The organism is Duganella sp. S19_KUP01_CR8 (genome assembly GCF_036688705.1).
Classification (GTDB): domain Bacteria; phylum Pseudomonadota; class Gammaproteobacteria; order Burkholderiales; family Burkholderiaceae_D; genus Rugamonas.
This window is the reverse complement of sequence record NZ_JAQQPR010000032.1, coordinates 38,709-59,656: the sequence shown is the minus strand read 5'-3', so window position 1 is coordinate 59,656 and position 20,948 is coordinate 38,709. Positions and strand designations below refer to the sequence as shown.

The following is a 20,948-nucleotide window of genomic DNA, read 5'->3' as shown; positions in this document are numbered from 1 at the left end:
CCAAACTCAACGGAAGCTCAGCGCTCCCGTCAGGTCGCCCGGCGGCAGCGCGTTGCGGGCGGCGAAAGCGTCGTTGCGCAGCTTCAGGCCTTCCAGCAGCGGCAGGCCGTGCAGGCGGGTGATGAAGCGCATGATCGAGGTGGTGTCGTAGAAGCTGTGATCGACCTGGCCTTTTTTCGCGTACGGCGAGACCACGATGGCCGGGATGCGCGAGCCCGGGCCCCAGCGGTCGCCCTTCGGCGGCGCCACGTGGTCCCACCAGCCGCCGTTTTCATCGAAGGTGATCACGATGACCATGTCCTTCCACTGAGGGGACTTCTTCAGGTGCTCGATCACGTTGGTGATGTGGGCGTCGCCCGACTCGATGTCCGAGTAGCCGGCGTGCAGGTTCAGGTTCCCTTGCGGTTTGTAGAAGGTCACCGCAGGCAGCTTGCCGGCGATGGCGTCGGCGATGAATTTGTTCGAGATCGGGCTGTCGCCCAGGCCACCGTCGCGCAGGTGTTCCGCGCGCGCGGCGGTGCCGGGGGCGAACTGCTTGAAGTAGTTGAACGGCTGGTGGTGGTACTGGAAGTTAGGCTTCTCGCCGCCGCCGCGCGCGTCGAGCGCCGCCTGCCACGCGCCGCCGTACCATGCCCAGCTGACCTTCTTGGCCGACAGCAGGTCGCCGATGGTGTCGTAGGTTTGCGGCGGCAGGGTGCCGGCATCTTTTGGATCGGCCAGCAGCGGATCGCCGTCGAAGGCAGGGCGGATGTAGCTCGGCTGGTAAGGCGGCGCCATGGTGTTGACCGCGTAGCCGTCCGGCGTGATGGCGCCGTTGTTGGTGTAGATGGGATGACCATCCATCGCCGAGGCGGGGCTTTCCTTGGTCACGGACAGGCGCATGCCGGTCGGGCCGTCGTCCAGCACCGCGATTTTCTTCTTGGCGGCGGTGTCCTTGGCGTTGAAGTATTCGGGCGTGCGGCCGGAGATCAGGAACTGGTGGTTCAGGTAGGAGCCGCCGAAGGCCGCCATGAAGAAGTTATCGCACAGCGTGTACTGTTCGGCGATCTTCCACAGGCCGAGGTTTTTGCTGGTCTCGCCGTAGTAGCCCATGACCATGCCGCCGGTGTTGCCCCAGGCCGCGAAGCCGTCGTTCTTGCCGCCGTTGATCTGCATCTGGTTCTGGTAGAACAGGTGCCACAGGTCGCGCGTGATGACGGCTTCCGGCAGCGGCTTGCCTTCGATGTCGACCAGTTTGAACGGGCCGTTCGGCAGGTTCTTGACGTCGTCTTCCTTCAGCACGTATTTTTTGCCGCCGATGTCCTGGGTATTGGGCACCATGCCGCCCCAGGCTTTCGGCAGCGTGGGCAGCACGGAGCCGTCGAAGTCGCGCTGCTGGCAGGCGGCTGCGGTGGCGGCCGACAACGGCGCGGCGGTGCCGGGGAAGTTGGCGAACAGGTTGTTGAAGCTGCGGTTTTCCAGGTAGATCACGACCACGTTCTTGATGTGGGCTTGCAGCTTGGCGTCCAGCGAGCCTTTGGCGGCGGCCGGCTTGGCGGTGGCGGCTTCGCTCAGGACGGGCAGGGAAGCGGCCATGCCGGTAGCGGCTGCGGCCTGGAAGATGCGGCGGCGCGATGGACTGGCGGGAGCATCCTGCTCCTGTTGGGCTGAAACCTGAACTTGATCCTTCACACGCGTCTCCCTAGGTAACCAAAAAGAGCAATTGTGACAGTTTTATGACGGATTGGGTATATCGAGGATAAGGCTGCACGCCAAGGGAATCGGCGCTGTAAACAGAAAAAGCCGTTGATTCCTGAAAGAAATCAACGGCTTATCGAATCTGGTTGCGGGGACAGGATTTGAACCTGTGACCTTCGGGTTATGAGCCCGACGAGCTGCCAGACTGCTCCACCCCGCGTCTGAGGCCCGAATTATACATAGGCCTTTTGTATTCCGCAAGGGGAAAAATAAGAGCCACTTATATTCATCGGGATTTTTTAAGCAGTACTTATGTTTATCGCATCTTTACGGGTAGACTCCTTGTAATTGTCTCAATATAAAGGAAAAAAATGATGCCAGCAGTGGAATTTCGGCGTATGAAGCAAGTGTTCGTGGCGGCGCTTGTAGCGTGCACGCTCCTGGGGTGTTCCAATCCCCATAACTACGAGGTCGCGAAGCTGACGGACGAGCAAAAACAAGAAATCGGCAAGAAACTCACCGCTGACGAAGGCGCCAAGCTCATGGGGTATGTCGCTCGTAGCCTTCTCGCCGGCCAGGAGCCGCCCGCGGGCGTCACCGTTGGCCAGGCAATCAAGGATCAGGAGGCATGGCAGGCCAAGGAAGAAGCCGAGGCTGCGAAAGCGGAGGCGTTAAACAAGAAAGCGCTAGCCGAGCGCAAGGCCCAGCAGGAAGCCTTGGAGAAGATGCTGGCGGTCAAGTTGATGGGGAAACATAACTCGACCGGGGAATTTCAGCAACGTGTAGTGTTCATGGACCTTACCTTCACCAATAAAGGCGACAAGGATATCGCTGGCTTCAAGGGCATTCTGCATTTCACCGACATGTTTGGCGACAGCATCATTGATATCGTCTGGTCCAACGAACACGGCGTCGACGCCAGGCAAGGTATTTCGGAGAAAGGCGCCGGCATGACGATTAATCAGTTCTTGCCGGACCATATGAGAATGTGGAACGCCGAGGCTGACAAGATCAAGCTGAACTTTGAAGTCCAGGCCATCGTGTTCAAAGATGGCACCCGGCTCGACGTTCCGGGCTAGACTGCTGTCCCAGCCTGGTTGGCAGCCAGGCGCCACAGCGACGTGACTTCGGCGGCACGGGCTGCGTGCAGCGGATCGGTCGCATCGGCGGCGCGCGGGTGGGTAGGGCGCACGTCGTGGCGGTCGATGACTTTCAGGCCGGCGGCGGCGATCCATTCCATCAGGTCTACACGCGGACGCAGGCCCAGGTGCTCGGCCAGGTCCGACAGGATCAGCCAGCCCTCGCCACCCGGCGTCAGATGGGCCGACAGGCCGGCCAGGAAACCGCGCAGCATGCGGCTGTCCGGATCGTAGACCGCATATTCAATCGGCGAGCTCGGACGCGCCGGCACCCACGGTGGGTTACACACCACCAGCGGCGCCCGGCCTTCAGGGAACAGATCCGCTTCCAGCAGCTCGACCTGGCCGTCCAGGTCCAGCCGCGCCAGGTTTTCGCGCGCGCAGCTCAGCGCCCGCTGGTCCTGGTCGGTGGCGATCACGCGCGCCACGCCGCGCTTGGCCAGCACCGCCGACAGCACGCCGGTACCGGCGCCGATGTCGTAGGCCAGCTTGACGCCGGCCGGCAGCGGCGTATTCGCCACCAGTTCCACATACTCGCCGCGCACCGGCGAGAACACGCCGTAATGCGGGTGGATGCGCGCGTCCAACGCCGGGATCTCCACGCCGGTGCGGCGCCATTCGTGCGCGCCGATCACGCCCAGCAGCTCGCGCAGCGAGGCGACGAACGGTTCCTCGAAGCGGCCGTAAGCCTCGTTGCAGGCCAGCTGCACGTCCGGCGCGCGGCGCAGCGGGATGGCGTAGGCGGCGTCGAAAGGAATCAGCAGCATGGCCAAGGTGCGCGCGCGTTGCGATTGCGCCTGGCGATGCAGGTGGAAGGCTTCGGTCGGCGTGGCTGGCACTTTGGCCTGCTTGGCTTTCTTGGCCGGCTTGGCCTTGTGGTCGGCGCGGCGCGCCAGCGCTTGCAGCAGCTGGCGGGCGTTCTGGAAGTCGCCGCGCCACAGCAATGCCGTGCCTTCGCAGGCCAGGCGGTAGGCCACGTCGGCGTTGGTGCGGTCGTCGGCGATGACGACGCGTTTCGGCGGCGCCATGCCGGCTTCGGAGCGCCAGCGCGCGGCGCACTGCACGCCGTTCTCCTCCCAGTGGATCTGTTGCGGCGTAGGGGAGGCGGTGGTTTGTGCGGACATGTCGGGGCAATCGGTAGGTGTAATAAGCGGAAGCACAAAAAACGCCGGGGATGGTGTCCATCCCTGCCGGCGTTTTGGTGTTGAGGCGCTTATTATACTTGGCGCTTAGCTGGTGGCGTCTTTGGCGGTGGTCGAGATCGGATCGTCGGCCGGCGCGGGCAGTGCGCTCACGCCCGCCGGTCCCGCCTTGATGGGGGCCGATGCCGTTTGCACATCGGTGGCGTCGGTAACGTCGCCGGCCGGTTTGGCCTTGTCGGCGGCGGTAGGCGCGCTGTAGGTGTTGGTGTCCTTGCTGTTGACCAGGCTGAGAAGACGCAGCGACAGGTTGCGCAGCGTATTGCGGTCGATGCCGTTGCTGGTCTGGCTCGGCGAGCTGTCGCCGGTCGACAGCGCCGAGTGCAGGTCGCGGCCGATCAGTTGGAACAGGTCGGCCAGCGTGCCCGGGAAGTCGATGTTCGGCACTTGTACCGAGGGCAGGTTGTCGGTGCTGGCGCCATTGGAAGCCACTGGCCGCTTGCTGGCGGCGTCGCTGGATGGCCGGCTGTCGCTGGTGCTTTGACTGTCGCCGGTGCTCTGGCTGGCGGCGCCGCTCAGTTCAGCGTCGTACTGCACTTCCACTTCGAAATCGAATTTGCGGCCGTCGGCGGTGGTGATCGTGCCCTTGCCGATGAAGTGCGAGCTGTCGATCAGGTCGAAAGCGGCGGCGTCGCTGCTGCCGTTCGGCCCCGAGCTATGCTGCACGCCTACGGCGAAGCTGGACGAGGTGTCCAGGCTGGCCGAGTCGAAACTGATGGTCGCATTCTTGCCTGCGTCGCCGAACAGTGAGGTGGCGAAGCTATTGACGAAATCCTGTGCGAAATCGACCGTCGCATTGCCGACTGTGGCCACATGCTGCGCCAGCGCGTCGTTGGACAGCGACGCCGGCGAAGAATTGGCTGCCTTCACTGGCGCGGACGCGGTCGGGCCGGCCGTCTTGCCGTCATTGCGCGTGTTGGCGCCATAGAGGGGCGCTGGCAAAGCGCGGGGGCCGAGAGCAGGTAGGATAGACATGGCAGGTTCCAGCGGATTCCGTTTGATAGTACTTCTATAACGGTGCCGCTGGCGATTTCTTGAGGCCTGCGCAAAGATTAATGATGGTGGGTCCAGCCTTCCGGCGCCGCCAGGTAGGAAGCGACGGCGTCTTTCTGGCCGATGGCGTGGTGTTTGACTTCACCGCAGGCGCAAATTCCCAGGTAGGGCTGGATGTGCGAGCAGGCCGACACCTTTTGCAGGCGGACTTGCACGGCTTTGGCGCATTTCGCGCATTTGAAGGTCAGGGTGCGTGGTGCTTTTAACATGGTTGCTCTTGGTTGGACTGGCAAAGGCGGGATTCTATCACTCAGGCATAGATGTCCAGCTTGGGCGGCACCAGCGGCGGCGTTTCGTAGGTGCGCCGGACTTTGGCGGCGTCGCCGGACTCTGAACCCGATCCCGGGCCGCTGAGCCGGGCCGCCGCCTGTTCCAGCTGCTCCGTCGCCAGTTCGGCGCGGGCTTGCAGTTCCAGCTGCGCCGCCTGGGCCGCCACCGCGCGGTCGGCGCCGGAGGGATCGGCCGGCGCCAGCGCCGCCGCCTGTATCGTGTGGGCCCGCTCGATGGTCTCTTGCGGCGTGCGGCCGGGCGATGTATCGATATGCACCTCGCCGCCGATGGCGTAATCGACCCCGTTCGGCCCGCGCTGATAGGTGTAGGAAGCGCCGGAAGTGGCCAGGCCGCCGGCGGTGGCCATATGCGCTTGCTCGTGCTGGCGCACCTCGGTGTCGCGGGCTTTCAGCTGGGCGACCAGGGCCAGCGCCTCCGGCGTCAGGTTGGTGACGGAGTCGCTGCCGGAAAAATTGGTGTTCGGGGATGAGCTGGTCGAGGCGGAAGCCGGCCCCGCAGGCGTGACCGACGACGTCACCTGCGCCGGCGGCGTCGCGCGCGCCGGCGGCTGGCTGGCGGAACTCGGTGATATGGCGCCTATGCTCATGGTGGTGTGCATTGCCTCCTGCTCGTCTGAATGATAGCAAATCTGTAGCAAATGGTTGCAAATTAGCGGAGGCCCGCAGGTCAACTGGCGCGGCGCGCCCGCGTTGAAGGTCTACTGGGGATCATCTTCCACCAAAGAGGCAAGACCATGGACCAAAAGAAGCAACCGAGCAAAGAATCTGTGCGGCAGTGGTTGCAGACGCAAATCGCGGAACGGCGCCCGCCGCCGGACGCCCAGCAAATCCGCCGCGAGCTGGGGTGGGAGATGCTCAAGCTGGAGCGAAAGGAGCGCCGCGAACGCTAGGAGTTTCTAGTCGCTGACAGTGGCGATCAGCGTGTGCAGCAGCTGGTTGACCTTCGCGCCCATCGCATCCGAGCCGTAGTCGCCGGCGGTGATGACCACCGTCAGGTCCAGCTCCGGCACGATGAAGATGCGCTGGCCGCCGTTGCCGAAGGCGGCGCTCCACGACGTGCGGTGGCCATGCCAGGCCGCCGTGCCGTCCCACCACTGGTAGCCGTAATGCAGCTCGTCCGGCTGGTTGCCCGGACTCCGGAAGCCCACGCTCAGGCGCGGCTTCAGCGATTCATCCACCCATTCCTCGGCCACGATCTGGCGGCCGTTCCAGCGGCCGTGGTTCAGCATCAGCCGCCCCAGCTTGGCCATGTCGCGCGGACGCAGGCGTAGTCCCGCAAACGCCGCCGGCCGGCCGCGCAAGTCGGTCACCCATTCCCACTGCAGGATGCCCAGCGGTTCGAACAAGTCCTTGCGGGCCACCTCGATCCACGGCTGGCCGCTGACGCGGCTGACGATGTCGGCCAGGATGGTGGTGCCGCCGCCGTTGTAGTTCCACACCGCGCCAGGCGGCGCGACGATGGGGCGCTCCAGCACATAGCGCAGCTGGTCGGTTTTCCAGAACAGCCGCAGCTCGTTGTTGGGCTGCGCGCCTTCGTCCCACTTCCAGCCGCCGCTCATGGTCAGCAGGTGTTCGAGGTTGACGGCGTTCAGCAGCGGCGTTCGCAGGTCCTGGTATTCGGGGTAGTAGTCCAGCACCGGCGTGGTGAGCGCGCCGATTTTGCCGCGCTGCTTCTCGATGCCGACCAGCAGGCCGATGACGCTCTTGCCGATCGAGCGCACGTCGTGCAGCGTGTCCGGTCCGAATTCGACCGTCGGCGCGAACGGCGGCCATACGCCCAGTCCGCGCCGGATCGAGCGGTCCTTGCCGGTGCGGTACATCTCCGCCACCAGCTTGCCGTGGCGTTCAATGACGATGCCGTGGATATTGTCCTTGCCCCGGGCCAGCGCGGTCAGCGTGACGCACAGCGCGTTGGCGTTGAAGCCCGATGCTTCTGGCGCCGCAAGTTCCCAGCCATCGCCTTGCGCGAATGGCGCGGCGCAGGGCGCGGCATGGGCAAGCGGCAGTGCGGTCGACAAGCAGAAACACAGACGAAGCAGCAATTTCATGTAGCAGCCTGAATTATCAATAAAACACCATTCTACTGCACTGTGACCGCGCTTTTGCCACCTGCCGAAGGTTGTACCAATATTTTCACGGCGATCCGTTCGGTCATTTCCTGCACGTGCGAGATGACGCCGACCTTGCGGCCCATCGCTTGCAGGCCGTCCAGCGCATCCATGGCCACGCGCAGGGTTTCTGCATCCAGGCTGCCGAAGCCTTCGTCGATGAACAGTGATTCGACGCGCACGCGGTTGGACGACAACGAGGCCAGTCCCAGCGCCAGCGCCAGCGACACCAGGAACGATTCGCCGCCGGACAGCGAATGCACCGAGCGCATCTCGCCGCCCATGTCCTGGTCGCGCACCAGCAGGGCCAGCGACGGGCTGGCCGGGTTGTCGATGCGTTCCAGCTGGTAGCGCCGCGCCAGGTGGTTCAGGTGGGCGTTGGCGTAACCCAGCAGGACGTCCAGCGTGAATTGCTGGGCGTAGTTGCGGAACTTCTTGCCGTCGGCCGAGCCTATCAGGTCGTTCATGCGCGCCCAGCGCTGTTCGATCGCTTCCTGTTGCTCGATCTCGGCCAGCATGGCTTGCGATTGCTGGCGCTTGGCGTCGTCCTGGGCCAGCGCCAGTTGCAGGGCGGTGGCTTGGTCGTGGGCTGTTTTGCGTTCGATCGCCAGCTCGTTCAGTGCGGCGGCTAGCAGTGCGATCGGCGTTTGCTCGTCTGCCGACACGCGCTCCGGCGGTGCGGATAACTGGTGCTGCTCGCGCTGGCGCTGGCGTTCATTGAGCACGGTGGCGGCGTTGTCGGCGGCGCGGTCGATGGCTTGCAGCGCGGCGCGTTCGGCGTCGACTTCCTCGGCGGAGTGGGCCAGCAGTGCGTGCAGGTGCTCCAGGTCGCGCAGGCCGGCGTCGGGCTGGCGCTGCTGGAATGCGGCGATCCAGTCGGATAGCGTGGCCGCCGCCGATGCCGATGCGCCGTGCAGTGTGGCCAACCGTTGCGCGGCCTGGGCCTGCGCCTCGTCCGCGCGGGCACGGGCGTGAGCCGCTTGCTGCGCGGCGGTTTGCAGGCCGGCGAGGCGCTCCCTGGCGGCGTCGATGGCGGCGATGAGCGCCGTTTCGACGTCGCGCACTTCCTTGCCGCCCCACAGCGCCATGCGTTGCTGCTGCATGTCTTTGAGCGCGGCATCGGCGCTGCTGTAGATAACGCGGGCGTTGACGGCGTCCAGGCCGGCCTTGGCCTGCGCTTCATTGAGCGCCTTCACCTCGACGTCGACGGTGGCGATGGCTGCGGCCCGTTCGTCATAGGCGGCGCGTTGCGCCAGCCATTGCCGGCTCTCGGCCTGGCGGGCTTCGTAGAATCGGGCGGGGCCGGCCTTCCAGTCGTCCTTCCACTCGTCGCTCGGGATGTCGCCGCCGCTGAAGGCCGGGTCCAGGTCGGCGAGCAGGGCGCTCAGCGTCAAGGCGATTTCGATGCGCTGGTCGTCCAGCGCCTTGTGTTCCGTATTCGATTGCGCCAACGCGGTCTGCGCCTGCGAGGCGACGCTTTGCAAGCGCGTGTGCTCGGCCGCCGCCAGGTCGTAGGCCGATTGCGCCTGGTCGCGGGCGATGCGAGCCGCATGCAGGGCGCGTTCCTGCCGTTCGATGGCTTGCAGCGCGTCGCGCACCATCTCCAGTTGCGCGACGAACCAGCCGGTGCGCTCAGGCTCCGGCGGCAGCGACGCCGCCAACTGCGACGCGGCTTCGTCCCGGTCCGAGGCGTGCAGGTGGCTGTGCCACGCGGCGGCGACGCGCTCCAGCGCTTGCGCCACGGTGCGGCCTTCGCTGGCCAGCGCGTTCAGTTGTTCAAGGCTGGCCTGCTCGGTGGCGCGTTGCGCCGCCTGCTGGTTGACATTGGCCTCCATCTGCTGGCGGCAGCGGGTGACTTCCGCCTGGAACTCGGCCAGCATGTCATGCAGGCCGTCGTTATCGTGGCGATACGGATGTTCGTTCGATCCACATACCGGGCAAGGCGTATCGTCTTCCAGCGCGGCGCGCAACGATTCCACGTTCCTGGCGCAGGCGGCTTCCGCCAGCTTCAGCGAACGCTCCGCCTGCGAGAAGGTGGCCAGGATGCCGACGCCTTCCTGCTGCGCCACCTTCAGCTGGATCTCAGCCGCTTCCACCGCCTGCCGCAGCTGCGCGGACTGCGCCTGGATATGCGCATGGCGCGATTGCCGTGCATCGAGTTCGATCCAGATTCTTTCTGCGGACGCCAACTGATCACGGCGCTGCTCCAGGTCGTGGCGCGATGTCTGCAACTGTTCGGCGGGGAAGGCCGCCAGCGTACGCGCCGTCTCCTGCCGTTGCGCTTCCAGTGTTTGCAGGGTGACGCTGGAGGCGGCCAGCTTGCCGCTGGCGTCTGCCTCTTCGTCACGATGGGCCTTGGCGTTGCGTTGCACGCGGGCCAGCGCGCCGCTCAGCTTCTCGGCTTGTGAAGCAGCTTGGCCGGCCTGCACGAACAGTACATCCCAGCGCTCCCACGACTGCGCCATCGTCTGCCATTGTTTGTGCTGCGCCAGCCAGGCGACGCCTGCTTCATGCTGCGCGCCCAGGCGCTTGCGTTCATCCTGGCGTTCGGTTTGCGCGGCCCTGGCGGCGGCATCCGCCTGATCGGCCTTTTCGCACGCGGCTGCGGCCTGGCGGTAAGCGGGCAGCATGGCTTCGATGCGGGCGTCGAGCGCCTTGGCCTGGTCCAGCTGCGGCGCGGCTGCGCGTTGGGCTGCTTCCGATTCCTGCACTTGCGAGGAGGCCTGCGCTTGCGCCGTCGTGGCGCGCTCCAGCGCCTGCGCTGCGAGCGCGGCATCCTGCGTGCTGGCGGCGATGGCCGCTTGCGTGGCTGCGATGTCGGCGGCGATGCGGTCGATCTCACCGGCCAGCGGACGCGCCGGCTGCACAGCGGCGATGCGCGCCAGTGCGGTGCGGCGCGGCGCCGATGCTTCCACTTCGGCGACGGCGGCCTGGCTGGCCTGCAGCGCCGACTGCTCTTCTTCAGCTAGTTTCTCGGCCTGTTTATGCCAGCGCAGTTCCTGTTCCAGTTCGGCTTTGCGCTGTTCCAGCACCTGCAGCTCGGCGGCTGCGGTCGCGCTGTGCGCTTCCAGCTCGCCGCGCTGATCTGCGCTCAATGGCTTCTGGTCGGCCAGGCGGGCGCTCAGTCTTTGCAGGGCCGCCTGTTCCAGCTTGGCGCGTTCGAAGGCCCGCATCGAGATCTCGCTGTAGACGGTGCTGCCGGTCAGCGTCTCCAGCAGCTCGCCGCGTTCATTGTCCTCGGACTTGAGGAAGGCGGAGAACTCGTTCTGCGCCAGCAGCACGGCGCGCGTGAACTGCTCGAACGACAGGCCGATGCGCTTCTCGATTTCCACCTTGACTTCGGTCTTGGTGCCGCCGATGGCTTGCAGCGACGGCAGCAGATGCAGCGTCATGGCGGTCGGTTGCAATGCGCCTTCGGCCTTTGTGCGCGAACGGCGCACGCTCCAGCGGGCGCGGTACGAAGCGCCGTCGTTGCCGACGAAATCCACTTCCGCGTAACCCTCGGCCGTGCCGCGACGCAGCAGCGTGCGGGTGTCCTGCGTGGAGACGGTCTCCGCGCCGACGTCGGTCAGGTAGCTGCGGCCGGCGACCTTCAGCAGGCGCGGCGTGGCGTCGTACAGCGCCAGGCATAGCGCGTCGAGTAGGGTGCTTTTGCCGGCGCCGGTCGGGCCGCTGATGGCGAACAGGCCGGTCGACGCCAACGGCTCCTGCTCGAAGTCCACGCCGAATTCGCCCGCCAATGACGCCAGGTTCTTGCCGCCGATTTTCAGGATTCTCATGGCTGCCCCGGCGTCAGCATCAATTCAGCGAAGGCGCTCAACTGGTCGGTCGGCGCATCGTTGTCGAACCTTTGCCGGTACAACTGGCGGAAGATATCGTCCGGCTTGAGCTGCTCCAGCTGGTCCAGCGTCATCACCTCGTCGTCGATGGAGGTGCTGCGCGCGGCGCTGGAGGTCTCGATCTTGGCCAGCCGCACCGGCTTGCCGTCCAGCGCCGCCTCGATGCGCGCGCGCAGGCCGGGCTCCGGCGCATCCAGCCGCACCCGCACCTCCAGGAAGGGCTGCTGCTCCGGTTCCGCCGGTTGCCCATCCAGCACATCCAGCGCCGCCAGTTCCTCCAGCACCTGCGCCAGCGGCGCCGGTTTGGCGGGGATGCGCAGCAACTGGACCGCGCGCGGCACCATCAGCGGCGCGATCTCGCGCACTTCGCCGCCTTCGATATCGATGCGCAGGATCTGGTGCTGATAGCCCACCTCCGCAAACGACAGCGGAATCGGACTGCCGCAATAACGGATGTGCTGCTGCTTGCCGACGCTTTGCGCCAGATGCAAATGCCCCAGCGCGGCGTAGACGATGGCCGGGTCGAAGATCCCCGCCGGCAGCATCTCGGTGCCGCCGATGACGATGCGGCGTTCCGAATCGTTGGACATCTGGCCATCGACCATGTGGCAATGGCCCATGGCCAGTATCGCCTGGCCTGGCTGGCGTTTGGACAGCGCCAGTTCCAACGCCTGTTTGTAGAGCAGGGCGATGCCGGCCAAATACGGGTCGGCGCCTTCCTCCGCCGCCACGCGAGGCACGTCGCCTGGGCGCAGGAAGGGCACCGCCAGGCACCAGGCTTCCACCGCGCCGCCACGGCCGGTCAGCGGCAGCACCAGCTGCTCCAGGTCGATCTCGCCGTCCGCCTTGCGCTGCACGCTGCCGACCACCCGCGTGCCGTGCGCTTCCAGCAGCGGCCCGGGCGCCTCCAGCCGCCCCGGCGAATCGTGGTTGCCGGCGATGACCACCAGGTTCAGATGCGGCACGCGCTCCCTGGCCTGCTGCAAAAATCGATACAGCTGCTTCTGCGACACGGCCGACGGATTGGCGTTGTCGAAGATGTCGCCGGCGATCAGCAGCGCGTCGGCCTGTTCGGCGGCGACGGTGTCCAGCAGCCAGTCCAGGAAGCGCTGGTGCTCGTAAGTACGCTCGAAATTATGCAGGGATTGGCCGAGATGCCAGTCGGAGGTGTGCAGCAGACGCATGAAGATGTGTAATCAAAACAGCCGGGAAGCGCACAATATAGCGCAAGATGGCGCCGGATGAGTTGATAAAAGTGGATCGGCCTGCCGCTAGGCCGCGTTGCTGGTGGTCGTCGGCAGGGCGGGACCGGCGCGGAAGGTGTTGCGGCCACCTTGTTTGGCCTCGTACAGCAGCACGTCGGCGCGGTTCAGCAGCTCGGCCGGGGTAACATCCTCGCCGCGGTAGTAGGCCAGGCCGATGCTGGCGGAGATCGACACCACCGTGCCATCCAGGTCGAACGGCGCCTGCATCGCGGTGACGATCTTGGTCGCCAGCGCATCGGCGGCGTCGACGCGGGCGATGCGCTCCATGATGATGGTGAACTCGTCTCCGCCCAGGCGGGCGACGGTATCGCTGGCGCGCACGGCGTGCGTGAGCCGCCCCGAAAAAGCCCTCAGCAGCGCATCGCCGACGCTATGGCCAAAGGTGTCGTTGACCGGCTTGAAACGGTCGATATCCATGTACATCACCGCCATCAGGCTCTGGTTTTCGCGGCAGGAGGCCATCGTGTCCTGGAGCTTTTGCAGGAAGCCGGCGCGGTTGGTCAGCCCGGTCAGCGCGTCGACCTGCGACAGCTTGAGCAGGCGCTGTTTCTCGCGCTTTTGTGCCGTGATGTCCTGCCGCATGACGTGGAAGCCGATCACGGTGACGCCGTCTTCGTCCATCTGCGGGATGTAGACCACCTCGAAAGTGCGGCCGACGGTGGTATCGGGATCTTCCTCTTCGAAGGTCAGTGTCTCGCCGGCCAGCGCGCGTTTGATGTAGGGCGTCAGGAATTGATAGCGCTCCCCGCCCATGGTCGCCTCGATGCTCTTGCCCAGCACCGTCACGCCGGTGCGGTTGAATTCCCGCTCGTAGGCGACGTTGTGGAAGCGGTAGATCTCCTCCGAGTCGACATACGCCACCATCGCCGGCAGCGTGTCGGCGATGGTGCGCAGCCGCGATTCGCTCTCGCGCAGCGCCATCACCGATTTGCGCACGTGGGTGATGTCGTCCACGGTGCCGACGAAGCCGTAGATCTGGCCGTCCACCACCATCGCCGCGACCTTGAACGAGATCCAGATCATCATGCCGTCCGGGTGCACGCAGCGCACTGTGTCCTGGTAGGGCGCGCGGGTTTTCGCCATGTGGTTCAGGGCCGCCTTCAACACCTGGCGGTCGTTGGGATGGATGGCCCGCATCCACTGGTCGCCCAGCGCCTCTTCGCGCGTCAGCCCGGTGATGAATTCGAAGGTGCGGTTGACGTAGGTGCAGTGGCCGGCGGGATCGGCCCGTATCAACCCAAGCGGCGAGGCGTCGTTGACGGCCGCCAGCTCCGCCTGGTTCTTGCGCATCGCCAGTTCGCTTTCCTTGCGCGGCGTGATATCGCGCGTGGTCACGGCCACGCCGTCGTGGATGGCGACGATCTGATGGTGCAGCCACAGATGGTCCGCGCCCGGCAGGAAGTCGATCTCGAATTCCTCCTCCAGCGGCTTGCCGCTGGCCAGCACCGTCTTGTATTTTTCGAGGAAACCCTTGGTGTGCAGCGCCGGCAGCACTTCGATCAGGCGCTTGCCCTTGACTTCTTCTGCGGTGGAGCCGAGCAGCGCCGCGCCGCGTTCATTCAGGTCGGCGATGGTGAAGTCGACCACTTCCTTGGACGGGCCGCGCATATGGCAGGCCTTTAGCAGGTAGACCGCGTCCATGCTGGCGTCGGCCGCGGCCCGCAACATGGTCTGCGCTTCGGTGATCATGCGCGCGCTGCGCCGCAGGCGGTGCGCCTGTTGCATCAGCAGGCCGACAAACAGCAGCACCAGCACCGAGGCGACGGCCACCGCCCTGTAATAGATGTCGCGCCGGTGCTCGAAGGTCGCCATCGCCGAGGTGACCGGGTTGCCGACCACCGCCAGCATCAGGTAGCGCGGCATCTCGGTGTAGCCGTAGATGCGTTCGACGGCGTCGAACGGATGCGCCAGCAGCAGCTCGTCCGATTGCTGCCCGCCGCCTTGCGCCGCCGTGAAGTCGATCGCGTCGCTGATGATCAGCTGTTCGTCGACGCGGGCGGTGGACATGCCGTTTTCGCGGCTGATCAACAGCACCGCGCCGCCCGGATCGACGGTCAGGCGGTCGTAGTCCTCGACGAAGGCGGCGGGGTCGATCATCACCATGATGATGCCGGCGAACTCGCCGCGACTGTCGTTCAGCCGGCGCGAAATCAGGATCTGCCATTTCTTGGTGCGCGGTTCGACCACCGGGGTCGACACCAGCGGCGTATCGGCCGGATTGTTGGCGTGATGGAGCAACAGCGGCTGTTCGCGCAAGTCCGGCGCGAAGTAGCCGTTGCGGCTATCGATCAGTTTTCCATCGGCGCCGATCAGCGCCAGCGGCAGGTCCAGCTTGGACGGCAGCAGCGAATCGAGCAGGCCGTTCCTGCGGGTGAATTCGGCCAGCCGCAGCGTGCCGCCGGTTTCCTCGTATTTGAGCTTGAACAGCTGCGTCGCGTGGTCGATCTGGCGCAGCAGGTGGTTGGTGTGTTCGGCCAGCGTGCGCGCCAGCGACTGGCTATGCAGCACCGCCTCGTAATGGGCGTTCTGCTTCTCCTGGCCGATCTGGTAGGTCGCGGCCGCCCACATGGCCGCCAGCAGCGCCAGTGCAAACACGGGCAGCAGTATCGCGCGATACAGGCGGCGTATGTAATTCACGAACGGGCGAGTGGCAAAAGGGTTCATCGAAAATCTACGTTCACCGCGAAAAGGAAGCTGCTTGCCATGTGTGGATATTCTGCACGGAAATGTCACGTTTGTGGCTGGCGAGTCAAAAAAAACCGCTTTCCGATCACAGGCAATGTTGATTTCTTTATTAGAATAGCGTTCATGAACGAATTGATCATCAGCCTGGCCGCGGCACGGGCGCTGCACCTGGCGGCGCAGGGACTGCTGCAGCCGCGCCGCCGCAAGGCGCGCCAGGCCGATGTGGTGGACGCGATCCGGCAAATGGGCGTGCTGCAGATCGACACCATCCACGTGGTGGCGCGCAGTCCCTACCTGGTGCTGTGGAGCCGCTTGGGCGACTACCCGCAGCCGTGGCTGGAGCAGGCGCTGGCGGCCGGCCAGCTGTTCGAGTACTGGGCGCACGAGGCCTGCTTCGTGCCGATCGAGGACTACGGCCTGTATCGCCACCGCATGCTGGACCCGGCCGCGATGGGCTGGAAGTATTCCGAGACCTGGATGGTCGAACGCCGCGCCGACGTCGACGCCGTGCTGGCCCACATCCGCGCCAACGGCCCGACCCGCTCCTCGGACTTCGAGCGCACCGACGGCCAGAGCGGCGGCTGGTGGAGCTGGAAGCCGGAAAAGCGCTCGCTGGAAGTGCTGTTCACCTCCGGCGCGCTGATGATCGCGGCGCGCGAGAACTTCCAGCGCATCTACGACCTGGCCGAGCGCGTACTGCCCGGCTGGGACGACAGCCGCATGCCGCACATGGACGACACCCGCCGCGCGCTGGTGCTGAAGGCGGTCAAGGCGATGGGCTGCGCCCGCGCCGGCTGGATCAGCGACTACTTCCGCACCAAGCCGCCGCGCCTCGATCCGGCCGAGCTGGTGGAGCAGGGCCTGCTGCTGCGCGCCTGGGTCGACGACTGGGACGATCCTATCTACGTCCATCCCGACCACGCCGGGCTGCTGGCCGCGGCCGCCGCCGGCACGCTGGCGCCGACCTTGACCACCATCCTGTCGCCGTTCGACCCGGTGGTGTGGGACCGGCGCCGCGCGCTGGAACTGTTCGGCTTCGACTACCGGCTGGAGTGCTACACTCCGGCGGAGAAGCGCCGCTACGGTTACTTCACGCTGCCCATCCTGCGGCGCGGCGCGCTGGTCGGCCGGGTGGACGCCAAGGCGCACCGGCGCGGCGGCGTGTTCGAATTGAAATCGCTGGTGCTGGAGCCGGGCGTGCGCGTCAGCGACCGCTTCGCGCGCGACGTCGCCGTCGCCTTGCAGCGCCTGGCCAACTGGCACGAATGCCCGGATGTACAGATCACCCAGGCCACGCCGGACAGTTTCGCGCCGCTGCTGCGCGCCGCGTTGGCCACCAACACCAAGGAAATGGAAACTGCATGATGGGAGTTCAATGAGTTTGCCCGCCGCCCCCGCTAGTCTGCTGAGCCCCGACGGCCAGCCGCTGTTCGGCCGCTACGCCGGCCAGGTTGGCCATATCGACTGGAGCCAGCTGGCCGCGCCGTTCGCGCGCAGCCGTTTCTGGCGCCGCTTTCACCACAAGCGCTGGCATTACGTGGCGCTGTGCACCGAGCAGATTTTCTGCGCGGTGGCCATCGTCGATCTGGGCTGGACCAGCACCGCCTTCGCCTACGCCTTCGACCGCAGCGACGGCGACATGCTGGCCAACTTCGGCCAGGACGGCTTGCCCGGGCTGTCGGCGCGGCTGGCCGACCATGCCGGCGCGTCGAGCAGCTTCAAGACCCGCAAGAGCAGCATCGCCATCGACAGCCGCGACGACGGCAGTTACGGCCTGACGCTGCGCTGCGACTACCTGGAGATCGACGCCGAATTCGGCCCCGGCGCCTCGCCGCTGCTGCTGGCCACCGGGCCGGTGGAGCGGGGCTCGGTGCATGCGACGCAGAAGTCGTCCGGCCTGCCTTTGACCGGCGAGGTGCGCACCTTCCGCGAGGATTACAACCTGGCCGGCGGCGTCGCCAGCTTCGATTACTCCAACGGCCTGCTGGCGCGTAACACCGCCTGGCGCTGGGCCTCGGCGCACAACCTGGAGATGGGCTTCAATCTGCAGTCGGGCTACTTCGGCGGCAACGAGAACGCGCTGTGGCTGGACGGCCAGGTGCACGCGCTGGCGCCGGTGCACTTCATCTACGACGCCAGCGATCCGCTGTCGCAGTGGCACATCTTCACCGAGGACGATTTGCTGGAGCTGTACTTCACGCCGGAAGGCGCGCGCCGCGACAACAAGAACCTGGTGGTGGCGGCCAGCCGCTATCTGCAGCCGATCGGCACCTTCACCGGTTGGGTGCGCAGCGCGCCCGACCAACCGAAACGCATGGTCACGCAGATGATGGGCGTGACCGAGGACCACGCTTCACGCTGGTAATTCACGCTGGTAAAAAGGCAGGGCCGTCATGAGCATCAGGAATCTCGATCGATTGTTCCAACCGCGCTCGGTGGCCGTGATCGGCGCATCGGACAACCCGCAGCGCATCGGCACCCGCGTGCTGGCCAACCTGGTGGAAGCCGGCTTTGGCCGCGACGGCGGCGCCGTCTGGCCGCTCAATCCCAAGCACCAGGTGCTGCACGACATACCGTGCTACGCCCGGGTGTCGGCCTTGCCGGCGGCGCCGGACCTGGCCATCCTGTGTTCGCCGCCATCAACGATACCGGGCCTGGTGGCGGAACTGGGCGCGCGCGGCACCCGCGCCGCCATCGTCATGACGGCGGGGCTGGCCGATATCAAGGCCGGCAGCCGCAGCCTGCAGCAGGCGATGCTGGACGCGGCCAAGCCGCACCTGCTGCGCATCCTCGGGCCGGGCAGCGTCGGCCTGCAATCGCCGGCGCTGGGGCTCAACGCCAGCTTCACCCATCTCGCCGCCGATCCCGGCAAGCTGGCCTTCGTGTCGCAATCGGGCGCGCTGGGCGCGGCGGTGCTGGACTGGGCCAGCCTGCGCGGCATCGGCTTCTCGCGCTTTGTCGCGATGGGCGAGGGCGCCGACGTCGATTTCGGCGACCTGCTGGACTATCTGGCCGGCGATCCCGGCACCGAGGCCATCCTGCTGTGCATCGAGGACGTCCGCTGCGCGCGCAAGTTCATGTCGGCCGGACGGCTGGCGGCGCGCGGCAAGCCGGTGATCGTGCTGAAAGTGGGGCGCGACGCCGCCCCCGGCGCCGACCTGGTGTTCGACGCCGCGATCCGCCGCGCCGGCATGCTGCGCGTGCATTCCACCGAGGACTTGTTCGACGCCGTCGAAACGCTGGCGCGCCAGCGGCCGCAGCGCGGCGAGCGGCTGGCGGTGCTGACCAACGGCGTCGGCCTGGGCCTGATCGCGGCCGACGCGCTCGAATGCAGCGGCGCGCAACTGGCGCCGCTGTCGGCCGAAACCCTGCGCCTGCTGAAGCGCGCCGACGCGCCGCTGACCAATCCGGTCGACCTGCTGGCCGACGTGCCGGTCGAGCGCTACACCAGCGCGGTGGAAGCGCTGCTGCGCGAAACCCAGGCCGATGCGCTGCTGTTCCTGCACGCGCCCACCGCCATGGTGCCCAGCAGCCTGATTGCGGCGGCGGTGGCGCCGATGATGCGCAACGCCTCCAAGAACGTGCTGTCCTGCTGGCTGGGCGGACGCTCGGTGGCGGCCGCGCGTCAGGTGTTCGCCGATGCCGGACTGCCCACCTACGACACGCCGGAAAAGGCGATCCACGGCTTCCTGCAAATCGCCCAGTACCGGCGCAATCAGGACCTGCTGATGGAAGTGCCGGCGCGCCTGCCTGCGACCGCGGCGCCGGAACGCGCGGCGGCCCAGGCGCTGGTGATCGCCGCCCTGGCCGCCGGCCGCGGCGAGTTGTCCGACCAGGATGCGCGCGAGCTGCTATCGGCCTACGGCATCGCCCTGGCCACGCCGCAGCAGGCCGCGCTGACCGGCCCCACGCTGGCCGCCGCCCGCATCCAGATCGCCACCGATCCGGTGTTCGGGCCGGTGGTGTTCTTCGGCCAGGGCGGCATCGCGGCGGAGGTGGCGGCTGACCGCAGCGCCGGCCTGCCGCCGCTGAACATGGTGCTGGCGCGCGACATGGTCGGCCGCACCCGCGTGGCGCGGCTGCTGGCGCAAGGCCAGACCGCCGCCGACGCCGACGCGCTGTGCCGCACGCTGGTGCAGGTGGCCGACATGGTGGCGGACTTGCCGCAGCTGGCGGAGCTCGATCTCAATCCGCTGCTGGCGATCGGCGGCGGCGTGGTGGCGCTGGCCGCGCGCGTGCGGCTGGCGCCGGCGCGCAGCGACAATACGCTGGCGATCCGCCCCTATCCGCTGGAACTGGAGCAGGAGCTGGACTGGCGCGGCGGCCGCATCCTGCTGCGGCCGATCCGGCCGGAGGACGCGCCGCAGCACCAGGTGCTCTTCGCCGCGCTCGACCCGGACGATGTGCGGCTGCGCTTCTTCACCGCCATGCGCGAGCTGCCGCCGTCGCAGCTGGCGCGGCTGACGCAGATCGACTACGACCGCGCGATGGCCTTCATCGCCACCCGCAACGGCACGGGCGGAGAACCGGAAACGCTGGGCGTGGTGCGCGCCGTGGCCGATGCGGACAATCAGTCTGCTGAATTTGCCATCATCGTGCGTTCCGACCTGAAAGGGCAGGGGCTGGGCTACATCCTGTTCCAGAAACTGGTCGATTATTTCCGCAGCCGTGGCACGGCGGAAATCGTCGGCGACGCCTTGTCGGAAAATCTCGGCGTGCAAAAACTGGTGCGCCATTTCGGCGGCGTGGTTTTGCCACACCCGGAAGCGGGCATGGTGCGGCTTCAATTGTCTTTAAGATAGCATTCGGGGCCGGGTTGTTATATATTGGTACGCATAGCGCCATGGCCTGGGTTTGTTCTAGCTCAAAGCGTGTTTGTCGGCTTTATTTACACTTTTACTTCCGGTCTTGCCGCTCGTCCGGGCGCGCGCAACTTCAGTTTTGGGAGTCAGAATGTTAACTGCCACATATACTCTGGTAGCACTGTCGGTGGAGCACGCAAGTGTCCGCCTCAGTTTGTTATCGTTCCAAAAGTATGTGCGCTCCACGCTGATGCATCAGAACAGCATCACCCTGTCGCAGCTGGAATATGCCTGCGAGAATTTGAACAGCCTGTACCAAGCCTGCCACTGGCGCAAGACCGAGATGTATCTGATCCCCGCGCTGCGCGAGGCGACCGAGCGCGCCGACCAGCTGCTGGACGAGCTCAACCGTCTGAACCAGTCGGCGCTGCTGTCGATCCGCATGCTGCAAGACAAGCTGGGTTCGGTGGCCGAAGTGCGCGACGAGCAGGTCAACCTGATTTGCGACAGCATCGAAACTTTTTGCACCTCGCTGCTGAAGCGGCTGGAGAAGGAAGAGCAGGAACTGTTCGCCATCGCCCGCAACGCCATCGCCGGCGAAACGTGGTTTTCCATTGCGAATCAATTGATGATGCACGACAAGCATCTGGAAGAAATGAAACGTTCCGGCCTGACTCCGGTCGAGGCGGTCGAGGCGGCCAAGCCCAAGGCTGTGGCCGCGCGCAACCTGGCCGGCGCGGTCCGCGTGGTGGACGACGGCCAGATCAGCATCCCCGGTTTGCAGGTGTTGCCGATAGTAAGTATCGAGGAAAGCGCGGCGCACACGGCGCCCGCCACCCTTGTCCGATCGACCCGGCAGCTGCCGGCGATGAAATAACCGCCCAAATAGCA

The 20,948-nt window shown here is 66.0% G+C and carries 15 protein-coding genes and 1 tRNA gene; 6 read left to right on the top strand and 10 right to left on the bottom strand.

The window, feature by feature from the left end:
• Window positions 1–6 precede the first annotated feature (6 nt).
• Both V6M89_RS25820 and V6M89_RS25815 read right to left on the bottom strand, forming a co-directional pair.
• Window positions 7–1,671 carry an acid phosphatase gene (locus tag V6M89_RS25820; RefSeq protein ID WP_332855890.1) on the bottom strand — a complete coding sequence of 555 codons (1,665 nt, stop codon included), beginning with the start codon at window positions 1,669–1,671 and terminating at the stop codon, window positions 7–9.
• A 149-nt stretch (window positions 1,672–1,820) separates the two neighbouring features.
• Window positions 1,821–1,897 (bottom strand) — tRNA-Met (locus V6M89_RS25815).
• Between the two features lie 178 nt (window positions 1,898–2,075).
• Here V6M89_RS25815 and V6M89_RS25810 point away from each other — a divergent pair.
• Window positions 2,076–2,756, top strand: a complete 681-nt coding sequence (locus tag V6M89_RS25810) for a hypothetical protein (RefSeq protein ID WP_332855889.1) — start codon at window positions 2,076–2,078, stop codon at window positions 2,754–2,756.
• Here the strand turns inward: V6M89_RS25810 and V6M89_RS25805 are convergent.
• The 4 genes from V6M89_RS25805 to V6M89_RS25790 form a co-directional block, all read right to left on the bottom strand.
• Window positions 2,753–3,940: a class I SAM-dependent methyltransferase gene (locus V6M89_RS25805; RefSeq protein WP_332855888.1), complete on the bottom strand. Its 1,188-nt coding sequence runs from the start codon at window positions 3,938–3,940 to the stop codon at window positions 2,753–2,755. The two genes, V6M89_RS25810 and V6M89_RS25805, sit on opposite strands and share 4 nt — an antisense overlap.
• A 105-nt stretch (window positions 3,941–4,045) precedes the next feature.
• Window positions 4,046–4,990 carry a hypothetical protein gene (locus V6M89_RS25800; protein WP_332855887.1) on the bottom strand — a complete coding sequence of 315 codons (945 nt, stop codon included), beginning with the start codon at window positions 4,988–4,990 and terminating at the stop codon, window positions 4,046–4,048.
• Between the two features lie 77 nt (window positions 4,991–5,067).
• Window positions 5,068–5,277 (bottom strand): hypothetical protein, encoded by a 210-nt coding sequence (locus V6M89_RS25795; RefSeq protein WP_008449977.1) that lies wholly within the window; start codon window positions 5,275–5,277, stop codon window positions 5,068–5,070.
• Window positions 5,278–5,318: 41 nt separating this feature from the next.
• Window positions 5,319–5,957 carry a putative metalloprotease CJM1_0395 family protein gene (locus V6M89_RS25790; protein WP_332855886.1) on the bottom strand — a complete coding sequence of 213 codons (639 nt, stop codon included), beginning with the start codon at window positions 5,955–5,957 and terminating at the stop codon, window positions 5,319–5,321.
• 135 nt (window positions 5,958–6,092) lie between these two features.
• Between V6M89_RS25790 and V6M89_RS25785 the strand changes: the two genes are divergently transcribed.
• On the top strand, window positions 6,093–6,248 hold the full coding sequence (locus V6M89_RS25785; protein WP_199538385.1) for a hypothetical protein: 156 nt from the start codon (window positions 6,093–6,095) through the stop codon (window positions 6,246–6,248).
• 6 nt (window positions 6,249–6,254) lie between these two features.
• On the opposite strand, the gene V6M89_RS25780 is transcribed toward V6M89_RS25785, so the two are convergent.
• The 4 genes from V6M89_RS25780 to V6M89_RS25765 form a co-directional block, all read right to left on the bottom strand.
• Window positions 6,255–7,406, bottom strand: coding sequence for a serine hydrolase domain-containing protein (locus V6M89_RS25780; RefSeq protein WP_332855885.1), 1,152 nt, complete (start codon window positions 7,404–7,406; stop codon window positions 6,255–6,257).
• A 32-nt stretch (window positions 7,407–7,438) separates the two neighbouring features.
• Window positions 7,439–11,245: an AAA family ATPase gene (locus V6M89_RS25775; RefSeq protein ID WP_332855884.1), complete on the bottom strand. Its 3,807-nt coding sequence runs from the start codon at window positions 11,243–11,245 to the stop codon at window positions 7,439–7,441.
• The gene (locus V6M89_RS25770) at window positions 11,242–12,489 is read right to left on the bottom strand and encodes an exonuclease SbcCD subunit D C-terminal domain-containing protein (protein ID WP_332855883.1); all 1,248 of its coding nucleotides are present in this window, start codon (window positions 12,487–12,489) and stop codon (window positions 11,242–11,244) included. The genes V6M89_RS25775 and V6M89_RS25770 overlap by 4 nt, the downstream gene beginning before the upstream one ends.
• An 87-nt stretch (window positions 12,490–12,576) precedes the next feature.
• The gene (locus V6M89_RS25765) at window positions 12,577–15,234 is read right to left on the bottom strand and encodes a diguanylate cyclase domain-containing protein (protein WP_332855882.1); all 2,658 of its coding nucleotides are present in this window, start codon (window positions 15,232–15,234) and stop codon (window positions 12,577–12,579) included.
• Between the two features lie 144 nt (window positions 15,235–15,378).
• Here V6M89_RS25765 and V6M89_RS25760 point away from each other — a divergent pair, with 144 nt between their 5' ends.
• From V6M89_RS25760 to V6M89_RS25745, 4 genes are all read left to right on the top strand, one after another.
• A complete protein-coding gene (locus V6M89_RS25760) occupies window positions 15,379–16,620 on the top strand; it encodes a winged helix-turn-helix domain-containing protein (protein WP_332855881.1) in 1,242 nt (413 codons plus the stop codon).
• Between the two features lie 10 nt (window positions 16,621–16,630).
• Window positions 16,631–17,620, top strand: coding sequence for a DUF2804 domain-containing protein (locus V6M89_RS25755; RefSeq protein ID WP_332855880.1), 990 nt, complete (start codon window positions 16,631–16,633; stop codon window positions 17,618–17,620).
• A gap of 28 nt (window positions 17,621–17,648) precedes the next feature.
• The gene (locus V6M89_RS25750) at window positions 17,649–20,057 is read left to right on the top strand and encodes a bifunctional acetate--CoA ligase family protein/GNAT family N-acetyltransferase (protein ID WP_332855879.1); all 2,409 of its coding nucleotides are present in this window, start codon (window positions 17,649–17,651) and stop codon (window positions 20,055–20,057) included.
• 151 nt (window positions 20,058–20,208) lie between these two features.
• Window positions 20,209–20,934, top strand: coding sequence for a hypothetical protein (locus V6M89_RS25745; RefSeq protein ID WP_332855878.1), 726 nt, complete (start codon window positions 20,209–20,211; stop codon window positions 20,932–20,934).
• Window positions 20,935–20,948: the final 14 nt, after the last annotated feature.